General features: G+C 69.9%; 11 protein-coding genes. 6 read left to right on the top strand and 5 right to left on the bottom strand.

The genetic code is table 11. The annotated features are described in order from the left end of the window. Genes ACK4LS_RS10110 through ACK4LS_RS10095 form a run of 4 tightly spaced genes read left to right on the top strand, consistent with a single transcriptional unit; the run spans position 1 to position 4,746 of the window. Positions 1–1,197: a glycosyltransferase family 4 protein gene (locus ACK4LS_RS10110; protein ID WP_409716705.1), complete on the top strand. Its 1,197-nt coding sequence runs from the start codon at positions 1–3 to the stop codon at positions 1,195–1,197. Then, positions 1,194–2,390, top strand: coding sequence for a glycosyltransferase family 2 protein (locus ACK4LS_RS10105; protein WP_409716703.1), 1,197 nt, complete (start codon positions 1,194–1,196; stop codon positions 2,388–2,390). Before ACK4LS_RS10110 ends, ACK4LS_RS10105 begins: the two co-directional genes overlap by 4 nt. Next, on the top strand, positions 2,390–3,517 hold the full coding sequence (locus tag ACK4LS_RS10100; RefSeq protein ID WP_409716701.1) for a glycosyltransferase family 4 protein: 1,128 nt from the start codon (positions 2,390–2,392) through the stop codon (positions 3,515–3,517). The genes ACK4LS_RS10105 and ACK4LS_RS10100 overlap by 1 nt, the downstream gene beginning before the upstream one ends. Beyond that, positions 3,514–4,746, top strand: a complete 1,233-nt coding sequence (locus ACK4LS_RS10095; protein WP_409716699.1) for a lipopolysaccharide biosynthesis protein — start codon at positions 3,514–3,516, stop codon at positions 4,744–4,746. Before ACK4LS_RS10100 ends, ACK4LS_RS10095 begins: the two co-directional genes overlap by 4 nt. 28 nt (positions 4,747–4,774) lie before the next feature. On the opposite strand, the gene ACK4LS_RS10090 is transcribed toward ACK4LS_RS10095, so the two are convergent. Continuing rightward, complete coding sequence (locus ACK4LS_RS10090; protein ID WP_409716697.1) at positions 4,775–5,782, bottom strand: glycosyltransferase; 1,008 nt, start codon at positions 5,780–5,782, stop codon at positions 4,775–4,777. Between the two features lie 152 nt (positions 5,783–5,934). On the opposite strand from ACK4LS_RS10090, the gene ACK4LS_RS10085 reads away from it, so the two are divergent. Together ACK4LS_RS10085 and ACK4LS_RS10080 are read left to right on the top strand one after the other, a co-directional pair. Beyond that, a complete protein-coding gene (locus ACK4LS_RS10085; RefSeq protein WP_409716695.1) occupies positions 5,935–6,912 on the top strand; it encodes a glycosyltransferase family 2 protein in 978 nt (325 codons plus the stop codon). A gap of 49 nt (positions 6,913–6,961) precedes the next feature. Next, on the top strand, positions 6,962–9,166 hold the full coding sequence (locus tag ACK4LS_RS10080) for a glycosyltransferase (protein WP_409716693.1): 2,205 nt from the start codon (positions 6,962–6,964) through the stop codon (positions 9,164–9,166). Between the two features lie 61 nt (positions 9,167–9,227). Here ACK4LS_RS10080 and ACK4LS_RS10075 read toward each other — a convergent pair whose 3' ends face one another. The 4 genes from ACK4LS_RS10075 to ACK4LS_RS10060 form a co-directional block, all read right to left on the bottom strand. Continuing rightward, positions 9,228–10,436 (bottom strand): ABC transporter ATP-binding protein, encoded by a 1,209-nt coding sequence (locus ACK4LS_RS10075; protein ID WP_409716691.1) that lies wholly within the window; start codon positions 10,434–10,436, stop codon positions 9,228–9,230. A 5-nt stretch (positions 10,437–10,441) separates the two neighbouring features. Beyond that, on the bottom strand, positions 10,442–11,362 hold the full coding sequence (locus ACK4LS_RS10070; RefSeq protein WP_409716689.1) for an ABC transporter permease: 921 nt from the start codon (positions 11,360–11,362) through the stop codon (positions 10,442–10,444). Positions 11,363–11,404: 42 nt separating this feature from the next. Continuing rightward, on the bottom strand, positions 11,405–13,333 hold the full coding sequence (locus ACK4LS_RS10065; RefSeq protein ID WP_409716687.1) for a rhamnan synthesis F family protein: 1,929 nt from the start codon (positions 13,331–13,333) through the stop codon (positions 11,405–11,407). Next, on the bottom strand, positions 13,330–15,302 hold a 1,973-nt coding region (locus tag ACK4LS_RS10060), incomplete at its 5' end, for a rhamnan synthesis F family protein (RefSeq protein ID WP_409716686.1). The genes ACK4LS_RS10065 and ACK4LS_RS10060, both read right to left, overlap by 4 nt.

The raw sequence follows: 15,302 nt of genomic DNA, 5'->3' as shown, positions 1-15,302 counted from the left end.
GTGGGCCGCGAAACGTCGGTCGCCGTCGCCTACGACTGTCTCTTCCCCTACTCGACCGGGGGAGGCGAGCGCCAGTACCGCGCGCAGGCCGACGAATTGGGACGCAAGGGCTTCGACGTGGAGTACCTCACCGCGGCGCAGTGGGACGGTCCCGCGCCTACCGAGGAACGCTTCCGCATCGTCGAGCTGACCGGCCGCCTCTCGCTCTACAGCGACGGCGGCGTCCGTCGCATCCCCGCCGCTCTGCGGTACGCCGGCGCCCTCTTCGGCGCGCTCGCGCGCCGACGCCGCCGGTACACGGCCGTCATCGTCAGCGGCCTCCCCATCTTCAACGTGTTCGCCGCGCGTCTCGCCCTGCTGGGGTCGGGAACGCGCGTGGTCGTCGATTACCTCGAGGTCTGGCACCGCCGCCAGTGGGTCGAGTACTCGGGGACGGTCACCGGCACGATCGCCTGGCTGCTGCAGCGCGCGGCCGTCGCCGTCACCCCGCTTGCAACCTGTCACTCGCAGCTCACCGCCGCTCGACTGCGACGCGAGGGACTGCGCCGCCCGCCCGTGGTGAGTCCGGGGCTGATCAACGCCGCGGTGGATGTGCCGCCGCCCTCCTCCGCCGCTGCGCCGCCCTACGTGCTGTACGTGGGCCGACACATCCCCGACAAGCGCGTCGAAGTGCTCCCCGCCGCCGTCGCCGTCGCACGCGAGAGCGTCCCCGACCTCCGGCTCGTCATCCTCGGGACCGGCCCGAGCTCCGCCACCATCCGGGCCGAGGTGGAACGCGTGGGCGGCGAGGACTGGACGCGGTTCCCGGGCTTCGTCTCCGAGACCGAACTGAGTGATCTCCTGCACGGTGCCGTGTGCCTGGCAAACCCGTCGCGACGCGAGGGGTACGGTCTCGTCGTCGTGGAGGCGAACGCCCACGGCACCCCCGTCGTCCTCGTCGAGCACGAGGGAAACGCCTCCACCGAGCTCATCGATCCCGGAGTCAACGGCATCGTCTCCCCCACCACCCGCCCCGACGACCTCGCCCGGGCCATCCGCGACGTCATCGACGGCGGCGACGACCTGCGTCGCACCTCGCGCGCCTGGTACGACGCCGCCGTCGAGACACGAACCATCCGCCGCACCGTCGAAGGGGTTCTTTCGGCACTGCCGCTGCCGACCCCCGCGACGGTGAAGACGAAAGAAGAAAGCCCGTGACCAGTCCCGCTTCGACGGACGTCGAACTGACCATCCTCATGCCGTGCCTCAACGAGGCCGAGACCCTCGAGGTCTGCATCCGCAAGGCGCAGGGGTTCCTCCAGCGCAGCGGCGTCCGGGGCGAGGTGCTCATCTCCGACAACGGCAGCACCGACGGGTCTCAGGCCATCGCGGAGCGTCTCGGCGCCCGGGTGTCGCACGCTCCCCGGCGCGGCTACGGCGCCGCCCTGATCAACGGCATCGAGACGGCGCGCGGCACCTACGTGATCATGGCCGACGCCGACGACAGCTACGACTTCGAGAACCTGGAGCCGTTCGTCGAGCGTCTGCGCGCCGGCGCAGACCTGGTGATGGGCAACCGCTTCCGTGGGGGGATCGCACCCGGCGCGATGCCGCCGCTGCACAAGTACCTCGGCAACCCCGTGCTGTCCTTCATCGGCGAGCTCTTCTTCCGTCCCGGCATCCGCGATTTCCACTGCGGCCTGCGTGGGTTCAATCGCGCCCGCATCCGCGACCTCGATCTGCAGACCACGGGCATGGAGTTCGCCTCCGAGATGGTGGTGCGCGCCTCGCTCGCCCGCTACCGCATCGAGGAGGTCCCGACAACCCTGAAGAAAGACGGGCGGTCGCGTCCGCCGCACCTGCGCAGCTGGCACGACGGGTGGCGTCACCTCCGCTTCCTGCTCCTGTTCGCTCCGCGGTGGCTCTTCGTCTACCCGGGTCTCGTGGCGTTCTTCTTCGGCGCGATCGCGGTGGGGGTGCTCTCCTTCGGGGGGATCGAGATCGCCGGGGTCGGGTTCGACGTCACGACGATGGTCTACGCCAGCGCCCTGTGCGTGACGGGCTTCCAATCTCTGCTCTTCTTCTGGCTCACCAAGCTGTACGCCACTCAGGAGGGCTTCCTCCCCACGAGCGAACGGTACCGCCGGATCGTGGCGAGATGGTCGGCCGAGCGCGGCTTGCTCATCGGGGTCGCGCTGTTCCTCTTGGGCGTCGTGATCGGCATCGTCCAGGTAGCCCTGTGGGGGAGCCTGGACTTCGGCGCGCAGAACGCCGCTCAGGCCGTGCGCATCGCCGTCCCGAGTGCCCTGACGATCGTCCTCGGCTTCCAGACGGTGATGATGAGCTTCTTCTCCGGCGTCCTGACCACCCCGCGGCGCGAGCAGCGGCCCGAAGCCGTCATCGAGAGCTGATGGCCCGCAGCCGCATCCTCGTCGATCTGCTGGGCTTCACCGGGTCGCGCGGGGGGACAGAGACCTACGTCCGCGAGCTCGCGCCGCGGCTGGCCGAGCGGCTGCCGGGCGTTCAGTGGGCGGCCCTCACGGGGCGCACCGGTACCGCGAAAGTCGAGGGGTTCTTCCCCGGTCGGGTGCACACCCTTCCCTGGGTGGGCGCCGACGCGGCTACCTGGGCTCTCGGCGCCGTCGGCGCCACCGACCTCCTCGCCCGCCGGGCGCGCGCCGATCTGGTGTGGGCGCCGGCCAATTTCGGCCCCGTTCGGCGGGGGGTCCCCCGCGTCGTGACGGTGCACGACGCCATCTACGACGAGGTGCGGGGCGGGTTGGCGCAGCGCGCGCAACGCGGGGTCACCTCGACCCTCATGCGTCGTTCGGCACGGACCGCCGACCGGGTCCTCACGGTCTCGCACGCCGCGGCCGCCAGCATCCGCACCCACCTCGGCGTCGACGCCGCCCGTATCGCCGTCGTCCACAACGGGAGTGCAGAACCCCGGCCGGTGGACGATCCCGCCACCGTGCTGGCGCCCCTGGGCCTCGCCCCGGACCGCGCCGTGCTGCTCAGCGTCGGAAACCGGATGCCGCACAAGAACTTCTCCGGTCTGCTCCGGGCCGTGGCGACCCTCCCCCGCGACACACGTCCGCTGACCGTGATCGCCGGCAGCCGGCTCCCCGATCCCCTCGCCGACGAGGTGGCCCTCCTCGGACTACACCGTGACGTCGTGCTGCCCGGCTGGGTGGACGACACGCAGCTGGAGGCACTGTTCCAGCGCGCCGATCTGTATGTATGCCCGTCGATCGTCGAGGGGTTCGGCCTGCCTGTCGTCGACGCCCTTCGTCGCTGCGTGCCCGTGCTCGCCAACGATGTCCCGGTCCTGCGCGAGGTGGGCGGCGACGCCGCCCGATTCGCCGATGCCACCGACGCCACCGTGTTCGGTGCCGCGATCGCCTCCGCCCTGGCCGCGCCCCCGGATGCGGCCGCACGCGCGAGCGCCCGGGACTGGGCCTCGCGCTTCACCTGGGATGACGCGGCTGACGCGACCGCCGCGGTGCTGGACGCCACCGTGTCGGAGACCTCGCGATGAAAGTCCTCCTCGCCCGCTTGATCGGTTTCGGCACGGCACCGATGATCGTCGCTGTTGTACCTCTGCTCGTCTTGCCGATCGCCGCGCGGATTCAGGGCGCCGAGGGATGGGCGGCTATCGGGACCGGCCAGGCGCTCGGGAGCCTGCTCGCGATGATCTCCAGCTACGGCTGGAACGTCGCGGGGGGCGCCCGCATCGCAATGGCCGAACACGACGCGGCCCGGCGCGAGGTTTACGCGCACAGCTTCTGGTCGCGACTCCTCGTCTTAGCCCTGGTCGGCGGGGTCACGGCGTGGATCGCCGCAGGATTGGTGGGGGGCGCCTTCGGCGGCGTCGCGGCGCTGGTGGTGCTGGCCACCGGACTCACCGGTCTGACCATGTCGTGGTACGCCGTGGGGACCGGCCGTGCGCAGATGGTGCTGTGGTTCGAGGCGATCCCCATGGCGGTCTTCACGGCGGCGAGCGCGGCGATCATGTCGGCGACGGGCCAGCTCGTGGCGTACCCGCTCATGATGATCGTGGGCGTGCTCGTCGGTCTCGGAGCCCTGCACATGCACCTCTTCGGACGGGTCGTTCCCCCGGTGCACGTCGCCGGGATCGGCCGCAGCTTCCGGCAGAACCTCCCGCTGGCCAGCGCCGACGGTCTCGGCGGCAGCTACACGACGGCTCCAGTGCCCATCGCCCAGGGCGTCGTCGGTACGCAGGCGGCCGCGGAGCTCACCTCGGCCGACAAGCTCTACCGCGTAGGTCTGACCGCGATCCTCATCGTGGGCAACACCTTGCAGAAATGGGTGCTCGAGGCCACGTGGGAGCAGGGGCGCACACGACGTCACGTCGTGGCGCTGGCCCTTCACCTCGTCGTCGGCGTCATCGGCCTGCTCGTGCTGGTCCTCCTCGGCCCGTGGCTGACCGCGGCATTCCTCGGCCAGGCCGTCGCGCCCCCTCCCGCGATGTTCCCGGCCTACGGAGTGACCTACCTCATCATCTCGATGACCACGCCGCTCATCCGTAACATCCTCGTGCCCGCGAACCGCAACCGCATCGTGCTCATCGCGATCGTCTCCTCGGCGGGAGTGGGGCTGCCTGCGATGTTCGTCCTCGGGGCGACGTTGGGGGCGACGGCGATCGTCTGGGGCCTGGCGGTGTCGGAGATCGTCGTGCTGACCATCGTGGGGATCGCGGCTCTCGGGGAGATCCGACGACAGCGTTCCCTCGCGGCGCGCGTCTGAGGACCGGATCCCGTTCGTTCGCCCGCGCTCAGGATGCCGATCGACGGCCGCCGACCCACGTCCACGACGCGCCGCCCACAAGGTAGACGAGCGCGTTGCGGAGGCTGACCTCGCCACGGCGGACCGCTCCGAAGATCCTCCGGAGCGGTCGTACTCCTCGGCGACGCCCGCCGAAGTCCTCCGCCAGGTCGCGCGCGACGGCGGTGTCCATCCGTGACCTGAGAGTGTCGGCCATGACCTCGGCCCATCCCGCGTTGACCACGTAGACCGAACGCGCCAGCGCCCGCAGGATCGGTGCGTTCCCCTCGGCGCGCACCGCCTCGCGCCGCCGCCGCAGCGTCTCGCGCCAGCCGAGGCGGGCGGCATCCGCTTCACCGAGGACGTTCGACCCGTGCTGGACGTAATCCTGGACGACGCGGTCGATCACTCGTGTGCCGTCGGCGGCGACGGCGCACACCGCGAGCCAGTGATCGTGCACCTGAGCCGGGCCGGTCGAGGAGGGGAAGGGCAGCGCCGCTCGCAGGAGCGATCCGCGGAAGACGCACAGGGCGCCGGAGAATTGGTTCTGCAGCATCAGAGCGGTAGGCGACACCGCGCGCCGATGGGTGGACGCCGACACCACGACGTCGCCGGGATAGGTGACCACTCGCGCTTGTCCGCTCACCAGACTCGCGTCCGCGAGCGACGGAACGAGCGTCGCCAGCTTCTCGGGCCGCCACATGTCGTCCTGGTCGCTCAGAGCCACCCACGGCGCGTCAGGCGGGACCTGCGCGAGGCCGCGCTCGAAGTTGCGGTAGAAGCCCACGCGTTCTTCGAATCCGATGACGCGGAACCGCTCGTCGTCACCCACGGCGCGCGTCACCACCGAGCGGACCTCCTCGACGCCTCCGTCCGCCACGACGACGCACCGGAACGCGTCGAGCGTCTGCGCCTGGATCGAGCGCAGCTGGCGGGTGAAGAGCTCGACGGGCGGGCGGTAGGCCGCGAGCACCACGTATCCGGGTGCGGCCGGGGAGAAGGGGGGTACGGGCGTCATGGTCGGGTGGGTCGGTGGGATGGTCCCCATCGTAGCGACCGGAGTGCGCCGAGCCCGCGACGATAAACTGGGCCGTCCGCGTCGCCCCGTCCTCTCTTCGCTGGTCGAGACGTCGCGCGCCGCCCCGCTGCCCCACGAAAGGCCGGTCGACCATGACTGCTGAGCCCGAGATCGACATCGTGGTGCCCGTGTACGGGGGCTGGGACTTCGTACGGGCCTGCCTGCAGGCGGCGACCGCGCAGAGCGTCGCGACTCGAGTGATCGTCGTCGACGACCACTCCCCCGACGGCACCGCCGACCGCGTGGCCGAGGCGTTCCCCGGGGTCACTCTCCTCCGCAACGAGGTGAACGTCGGTTTCGCCCGCAGCTGCAATATCGGGATCGCCGCCGGCCGGGCGCGCACGGTCATGCTCGTCAACAGCGACGTGGTGCTCCAGCCCGACGCGGCCGAGGCCGCCCTCGCGGCGCTCGACGCGCCGGCGACCGCGCGGGTCGGCAGCGCAGCCACCCTGCTGCTGGCCCCCGACGGCACGGTCGACTCCTTCGGCATCGTCGCCGATGTCACCGGCGCGGGCTTCGTCCGCTTCCACGGCGCCCGCCCCGCCGATGCGGACGCCGTCGCGCCTGCCCTCCTCGGCCCGTACGGCGCTGTCGCCGTCTACGCGCGTCCGGCGCTCGAAGACGTCGGCCTGTTCGACACGAACATCTTCATGTACGGCGAGGAGCTGGATCTTGCCTTCCGCCTGAGGGGGGCGGGGTGGGCGTGCGTGGCGATCGACCGCCCGCTGGGCACCCACCTCGGCGGGGCGAGCGCGGGCAAGGAGTCGGCGCGCCAGCGACGGCTCTCGGGGTTCGCCCGGGGGTATCTCCTCCGCAAATACGGCGTCCTGCGCTCCCGGTGGGGCGTTCGAGCTCTCGCCGTCGAGGCCGTCGTCTCCCTGGCGCGTCTCGTGCTGCGCCGTGACCTCGAGTCCCTACGCGGCCGGTGCGAGGGCTGGCGGCGCGGTGCCGACGCGCCCCGTCTCGCGCTGCCGTTGGATGCCGTCGACCACCGCATCGACCTCCGGTCATCACTGCGCATGCGCGGCGACGGCTACTGGGCTGAGCGTTCCGCCTCCGACCGCTCGTGACCTCGCCCGCCCGTCGAGCGTGCCGCGACGCCCTGCCTATAGTCGAAGAGTGCTGACCGCCCTCCGCTCGCGCGTGCGCGCCGCGCGCGCCCTGCCGCTGCTTCGTCCCCTCGTGGCTCGCGCGGATCGTCTGTGGTGGGCCCGGGTCATCCGACGCGCGGGCGTCGTCGACCTCGACTACGTGCGGGCTCAGACCGGGCGTCGGTTGAGCGAACGGGCTGCCATCCGCAGGTACGTCGCGGGCGGCTATCGCCGAGGCCTGCGCCTGTCGCCGCTGTTCGTCGACACCGCCGTGGGCGATCACCTCCCCGAGGCCTGGCGGGTTCCCGCACTGTACGCGTATCTCGTGGCCGACCCGCGCGGGCTCCAGGTGAGTCCGCTCTGGGATGCCGTGGCCTACGGCGCTCGGCATCCCGACGCGTGGGATGCTCCCGGCGGGCCCGTCGGCCACGCCTGGCGGCGTCGCGAGACGCATTCCCTCCCCATGGGGCTCGCCGCGGAGCCGGCCGGTGTGCCGTGGGCGGAGCTCTCCGCGGTCGTCGTCGGGGCGGCTCGCCGCGCCCGCCTCGACGAGGAGGTCGCCCCCGCGGCCGGAGACCGACCCCTCGCCCGGGAATTCATCCTCGCGCTCGGCCCCGACGAATGGGATTTCGACGAATCCATCTCGGAGGCCGTGGCCTTCGCCGACGCCCCCGACCAGGGCGTGGCGATCGCGGTGCTGGACGACCGCGCCGAGGACTGGACCCTCGCCTGTCTCCTCGCGGCGGGTCACCCGCGGGTTCGTGTGGGACGCCGGCGGCATGGCGACCCCACAGCGGCACTGAGCGAGCTCGTCGCGTCGTCGCTCGCTGACGTCGTCGTCGTACGGGGGCCGAATCAGACGCTCACCGCCGCCGACGCCGCGCGCCTCGCGGACCGGGTGCTGTCGTCGCCCTCCCGGACCCTCATCGCCCCGGTGTGGCGCGACGGTGACGGAACGATCGCGGCCGTCGGGGCGGGCCGTGAGGGCCGCATCTTCGCGGGCCACCCGATCGAAGACCTCCAGGCTCTCGGCCCGGACCCGATGATCGAGGTGCCCGCTCTCGCCGGCACGACCTTCTCCGCCCGCCGCACCGAAGTCGACGTCGATCTGCGCGGACCGGACGGCGCGGCGGCGCTGACCGGGCGTGCCCTCGTAGCCCTCGACCTCGAGACCCGCACACGTTCCCAGGCGCCGGCGGAGGAGCTCCCGCCGATCGCGTCGGATGCCGACGCGCTCGTGCGTCGCGGGGGATGGCAGCGCGTGGATCACGGCCCCCTCCCGCGTCTGCGGCGCCCGGCACGGACCGTCCGGCTTGCTGACGGCCTCGACGTACCGGTCCTTCGCTGGGCGCTGCGCACTGCCACCCCGGTGGGGCCCCGCGCCGAGGGCTGGGGTGACACGCACTTCGCCCGCGCCCTGGCCGCCGCGCTGCAACGCCTGGGCCAGGAGGTGGTGATCGACTCCTACGCCGCGCGGATGCGCGCCACACGGCACCTCGACGACGTCACGGTCGCTCTGCGTGGCCCGGAGCCACTGGAGCCCTCGCCGACGGGGACGTCGCTGCTGTGGATCATCAGCCACCCTGACGAGATCGGCGCCACCGACGTGGCCGGCTTCGACGCGGTCTTCGCGGCCTCGGCCCCCTGGTCCCGGTCCACCGGTCGAGAACTCGGCGTCGAGATCACCCCGCTCCTGCAATGCACGGATGCGACCCGCTTCCACCCCGGCAGACGCTCACGCGGAGACGACATCCTCTTCGTGGGCACCGCCCGTGGCATCCTGCGTCCCTCCGTCGTCGAGCCCATCCGGGCCGGGATCCCCGTCACGGTGATCGGCCCCGATTGGAGGGGGTGGATTCCCGCGCAGCGAATCCGCGCCACCGGCATCCCGAACGAGGAGTTGCCCGGTCTCTACGAGAGTGCCGGCGTGGTCTTGAACGACCACTGGCCGGCGATGCAGCGACGCGGCTTCATCGGCAACCGACTGTTCGATGTGGTCGCCGCGGGCGGAAGGGCGATCAGCGACCGTGTCGACGGCATCGCAGAACTCTTCGACGGGGCCGTGGCCACCTACGAACACGTACCCGAGCTGATCGAGATGCTCGCCGGCGACCTCGACACGCTCTTCCCCGCCGCGGGCCGGCTCACCGAGGTGGGTGAGCGTATCCGCGCCGAGCATTCGTTCGACGCGCGCGCACGTACCCTCCTCGACGCGGCGCTGCGCGCCCGCTGAGGCGCAGCCGCCGACGTTCTGCGGGGCAGGACGACCTCGGTGGCCGCACCCGCGCACCGGCTCAGCGGAACCGAACCTCGGCGGGGACGGATCCGAGCGAGTCCGATCGACCGTGCACCGTGAACTCCGCGCCCTGCATGAGGGCGTGCGAGGTCGACTCGCTGATGCCGTGCAGGTTCGCGTTGATCCAGTAGCTCCCCGGGTTGAATCTCGCGCTGTCGACGTCGATCTGGATCGTGACCGTCTCCCCCGCCTGCAGCGCCGGCGGGGACGTGCCGAGCATGCTCGTGTTCGAGGCCAGGGCGAGCACACCCGACGACGTGTCGATGCTGAAACCGAGCGCCCACTGATCGAGCTGGCGCTCCGCTCGCACGGTGACCGCGACGCGGAAGGAGTCCCCGGACTGGAAGTCGTTCGCTTTGCGACCGCCCGCGTCGCGCACGTCGACGGCGACGATCTCCGCGGCGCGCAAGATCTGATCCGGGCGGGCGGAGACCTTGCCCGAGCCCTCCTCGAGCAGCTCACGGAACCGCTCCACGGCAGCCTCGGCGAGGCCGTCGAACGCGACGCGACCCTTGTCCATCAGGATGACCCGGTCGCAGAGCTCTTCGATCTGATCGAGAGCGTGGGAGACGATGATGATCGTCCGCCCCTCGCGCTGGAACTCTTTGATCTTGTCGATGCACTTGCGCTGGAACTGCTCGTCGCCCACGGCGAGCACCTCGTCCACCAGAAGGATGTCGGGGTCGGTGTGCACGGCGATCGCAAAGGCGAGACGGACGAACATCCCGGAGGAATAGAACTTGACCTGGGTGTCGATGAAATCGCCCACGCCCGCGAAATCCAGGATCGCGTCGAAACTCGCTCGCGTCTCCTCGCGGCTGAGGCCGAGGACCGAGGCGTTGAGGTAGACGTTCTCGCGCCCCGTGAGGTCGGGGTGGAAGCCGGCCCCGAGCTCGATGAGCGCGGCCATACGCCCGCGCTGACGCACATCGCCCGACGTCGGCTGGATGATCCCGCCGATGACCTTCAGCAGGGTGCTCTTCCCGGATCCGTTGTGACCGATCAAGCCGATCGTGTTCCCGGCGCGGATGTCGAGACTGACGTCGCTGAGCGCCCAGAAATCTTGACGGTGCCGTCGTCCCGCGCGCCCGAGCGTGACGATGCGCTCTTTGATGGAGGTGTCCTTGCGCACCACGAACCGCTTCGAGACGTCGTGCAGCACGACGACTTCGGGGCGCGCCACCGGCGCGGTCATGTCGAGGGACATAGAGGTCACAGTTCCTGGGCGAAGTTGCCCTGCAGGCGCACGAAGACGCGATGACTCAGCACGAGCAGTACGAGACCGATGAGCAACGCGACCGCCATGCGCAGAACGAGGTGCGCGGGCTGGGCCAGTCCGTCTCCCGCCAACCAGAAGGCCCGCTGGAAGCCGAGCACCGCGAGGGTCAGCGGGTTGTTGGTGTAGATCTCGAGCAGCGTGGGGCTCGTGATGATCTGACTCGCCATCTGCCAGGCGTACAGCACCGGCGACAGCCACATCAGCAGCATGGTGACGACCTCGACGAGGTACTGCACGTCGCGAAGGTAGACGTTGACCGCGGCGAAGAACAGGGCGAACGCGAGACCATAGACGAGGATCAGCATCAGCGAGGGGATCGCATAGACGATCTGCCAATGCAGCGGGGGCTTCGCCGCGATGAGCGTGGCGACCAGGAGCACGCCCAACTGGATCATGAAGTTGAAGATCGCCGAACCCGTGGCCGCCAGCGGGAAGATCTCCCGGGGCATGTAGACCTTCTTCACGACCCCGCCGTTGGCGATGATCGATCCGGTCCCGCCGACCGCGATTTCCTGGAACAGGCTCATCGCGGTCAGCCCCGTGAAGATGAAGATGGCGAAGTCCGGGATGCCGCGGGCGGCACCGAGGAACTGTCCCAGGACGACGAAATAGATGGCGAGAAGGATGAGCGGCCGGATGAGTGCCCAAACGAAGCCGAGAGCCGAGTCCTTGTAACGAGCTTTGATGTCGCGCTTGACGAGAAGGTCGAGCATCTCTCGGCGCGCGAAGATGTCGCGGAGGGTCGTCCACAGGGACGCGATCCCCAGACCGGGGGTGACACCGACGGATCGCATCGGCATCTCGGCGAGACGCGCGAAGCGCACGTGCTCCCCGGAGGGTGAAGGACTGGGCATGGGGACCGATTCTAGTGGTGAGTTCCTGCAGGGCGTCTGTGCTCAGCGGCGTCGCAGGCGCTGCCGCGCACGCCAGAGCCGACCGCGCGTCCGCTCGCTCCGAGAGAAGAGCCGCTCGACCGTGTCGACGGCGCCTGGGCGGTGCAGACGCACCCACATGTCGACGAAGTCACGGAACGTACCCCACCCGATGTACCCCGCCCGTCGGAGGAACTCGATCTGGTGCTGCGTGTCCTCCGGCATCGTCGCCGACATCTGGTCGAAGTTGTAGTCGAAAGCCGTGTAGCTCTTCGCCAGATAGTCCGGAGTCGCGATCGTCATGGAGTGATACCCCCGCTCACCGGCGGCATACACCGGCATGCGCTCGAGCACGTGCGCGAGACCGCCGTCCACGTATGCCTCGGCTCCGCCGAACTCGTCGTAGGTCCATTCCCGCTCCACGAGGATGCGGAGCGCATCCGGCCGGGCGAAGAACATCGAGCCGAACGGAGCCATCGGCGAGACCTCGTCGAGCGGCACGCGGATTCCGAGCTCGCGACACAGGTTCTCCACTCCGCCGCGGTTGTCCCACCACCCGTGCCCCATCGTCGGGTGACCGAGATGGACGGTCGGCGGGAATGCGAGGCCGAGACCGGGTCGCTGTTGGAAGAGCGCCACGACGTTTGCGGCCTCGTGGGGACCCGCGAGCAGGTTCTCGAACTGGTGGCGACGGAAGTGCCGACCGACGTTCGCGCCATCCTGCGGCGTCTTCTTCGAGTGGATCTTCACGACCAGGTCGTAGGTGTCGGAGAGCAGGAGATCGCGGCAGCCGATGAGGAATGCCGCCTGATCGCGACCGTTGTTGGACGCCACGACGCGCACCTCGGTGCGCCCCGGCCACGATCGCGCGGCGATGATCTCCTCGATCGCGCGCGCGCGATCGGCGTCGGGCGTCGTGACGATCAAATCGACGGTCCCCGGCACGTGCCCGGCCCGGTCGAGGATCTCGTCGGTCATCTCGACGTAGAAGATGTGGGCGAACACCCCGATCCTCATCGGTGCTGCGGGGTCGTAGGTGTCGTCGCTCGGCGACAGCACGCGGAGCAGGGCGGCGTCGGCGTTCAGCACGCGGGGCTCGACGTTGCGGGCGAGGTCGTCGAAGATCAGCTCGACCGGGTACCCGTGGCGTTCCACGGCCTCGAGGGTCCACTTGCCGACGACGGCGACACGATCGAGGAAGACCGGCCACTGGAAGAACGGACGACGCTTCAGGGTGGGGCACCCGGCCTCGATGAGCTGTTCGGCGTAGAGGACGGCGTGGTTCTCGATCTTATCCGTCAGCGTGGGGAAAGCGACCTCCCCGGAGAAACCCTGTTGGGTGAAGTGCTGAGTGAACACTCCCTCGTGCTTCGTGACCGCATCCGAATAACTCGTCATCGCCGGCAGATCCCGCCAGTACGCCTCCCACTCGGGGGACTCGAGCATGCGCCGACGGACCGCGATCCAGTAGGACTGCAGATGGTAGGGCAGGTAGCCCTCCTGCGTGAACGGATGCGGCTCGACCCTGAGGTGGTCGGTCATGCCCCAGAAGTGCAGCGGGTGGGCATTCATCCGCTCGAAGAGCGGACCGAAGGGGCGGATGGGACCGAACCAGGTGTCGTTGACGAGCAGAACCTCGTCGAACTCGGAGAGGCGATCCTGCATGGCATCCAGGCCGTGCTTGTATCCCCAGATGTCGTACCCCTCGTTGGGGCGTTCGAGCACCACATCGCCGATCGGGTCGAGACGTTCGCGCCCATTCACCGTCAAGGGGCCGTTGGAGACGACGACGATCGTGTCGCAGAACTCCCGCATGCGTTCGAGCGCATGGACGACGAAGTCCCCCACCTCACCCCGCCGGTCGAACACGACGTAGATCAGCAGACGCTTGCCGTCGTCGGGGAAGACGTCGGCGGGTCGGGTCCAGTCGCCGATCAGCTCCGCGGTCTTCACGATGACGCCTCTCTTTCGATGTCGCCTCGTTCGCTGCGCAGTCGCGACGCCACGCGCCGGCCCGCCGCGAGAACGCGGTATCCGCGGAGCGCCAGCCGATACGCCGGGCGGAACCCGTCGGCGACGCGGGGATGGTTGATGCGGGTGTACATACGCACGAGCGCCACCGTGCCGCCGTAGCCCGTGTACCCCGCGCGGTGCAGCAGGCGGATCTGTTCAACCGGCCACCCGCGAGTGGTCGAGAACATCTGATCGACCTTGTACTCGAGTGCCGTGTGGCCGATCTCCGCGTGCGCGTAGTTCATGACGGTCCGGCACGTGAACCCCGCTTGCCCCGCCGCCGCGGCCACGAGCCGTTCCTGCAGGTGCGCGAGGTGACCGAACCGGCGCCGATGCTTCTCGTCGTAGTCGGCGAAGGTCCACCGGCGCTTCATCAGCACGCGGAACGCCGCCGGGCGTCCGATCCACATCCCCCCGTAGGGCGCGAGAGGCGAAATCGTGTCGAGCGGTACCCGGATACCGAGTCGCTTGGCCAGACGTTCGGCGTGCGGCTGCAGCAGGGCCCAGCCACGCCCCATCGTTCCGTAACCGACGTGGATCATCGGGGGGAACACCACGCCGAGCTCCGGCTCCTGGTCGAACAGGGCGAGGAGGTTACGGACGTAACCCGGGCTGCTGAGCAGGTTGTCGAGCTGGTAGCGACGGAAGTACCTCAGACGGTTCATGGTCTTCCACGGCGCACGGCGCATGTGGAGCTTGACCACGAGGTCGTAGGCATCGGACTGGATGACGTCGCGACAGCCCACGAAGAAATCCGCCATGTCGCGTCCGGGACTCTGCGGGGTCACGCGCAACTCGTAGGTGTGCTCGTTCGTCCCCGCCCAGGCCTCGAGCAGTCGCTCAACCCGCGCAGCGGTGACGCCCTCGGTGAGGGTGACGAAGACCGAGGCGCCTGGCGGCAGGAATTGGAGCCGCCGGAGGATTTCATCGGTCTCGTCGACGTCGCTCACGTGAACCACGACGGCGATCGACTGGCCGGCTCCGCTCTGCGGATCGACGGCGCGGTCGGACAGCACCGACAGCAGCCCCAGGTTCGAATTGAGTGCCTTCGGCGGAACGCAGCTGGCCAGGCTCGAACGGAGAACCCCGACGGGATAACCGCGCTCGGCCATCATCTGCGCGATCTCGCGTCCGATGACGGCGAAACGGTCGAGGAACGGCGGGTAGCTGGAGAACACGGCCCGATCGACGAAGGGCACGCCCATCTCGAGAAGATCCTCGGGCGCGAACAGGCCCGGGTCATGCGGATGCAAGCCCTCCGCCTCGAACGCCCGGGCGTGGGTGAAACCTGCGCTCGCGGCGTGGGCGACGACGGTCCGCTCACGGTCCCCCGGCACCGAAGGCCCCGCCCACCACCGACGCCACTCATCGCTGTCGAACAGCCGACGGCGTACGGCGACGAAGAACCACGGACGATCGACGACGGCCGGGAATCCCTCCTCGGGGAACGCCTCGCGCGGTGCGCCGGCCGGGATGAGATCCCAGATGTCGGCTTCCGTGCGCGCCATGCGGTCCGTGAGGGGCCGGAGATCGGCGGTCGGGCCGAACCAGGAATCACCCGTCAGGATGATCTCGGAGACGCCGGCGTGCACGCGACGCACTTCGTCGAGCGCCAAGGAGTAGGACTCCGACGAGAACTCCTCGCCGTCGGCCTCGAGGATGCGATCCACCAGGCCGTCCACGACTGACCGGGCCTCCGAGGGGAGGGAGCCCGGGTGCACCAGGACGATCGTTCCCGCGACCTTCCGAAGGGCGCGGAGCGCGAGCACCGAGGTCTCCTCCAGCCTCCCCGTCGCACGGACGCCGAAAACCACCGCGCGGTCGGCGGAGGGGACGGCGACAGACGCGGTGTCGCTCCCCACCGCCCCCCCCACCGGCGGCGTCCGCCCCGTGGAGGACGCCTCCGCGC

The organism is Microbacterium sp. (assembly GCF_046295495.1).
Taxonomy (GTDB): Bacteria; Actinomycetota; Actinomycetes; order Actinomycetales; family Microbacteriaceae; genus Microbacterium.
Note: the sequence above shows the minus strand (reverse complement) of the source record. Positions and strands in the feature narration are given on the sequence as shown.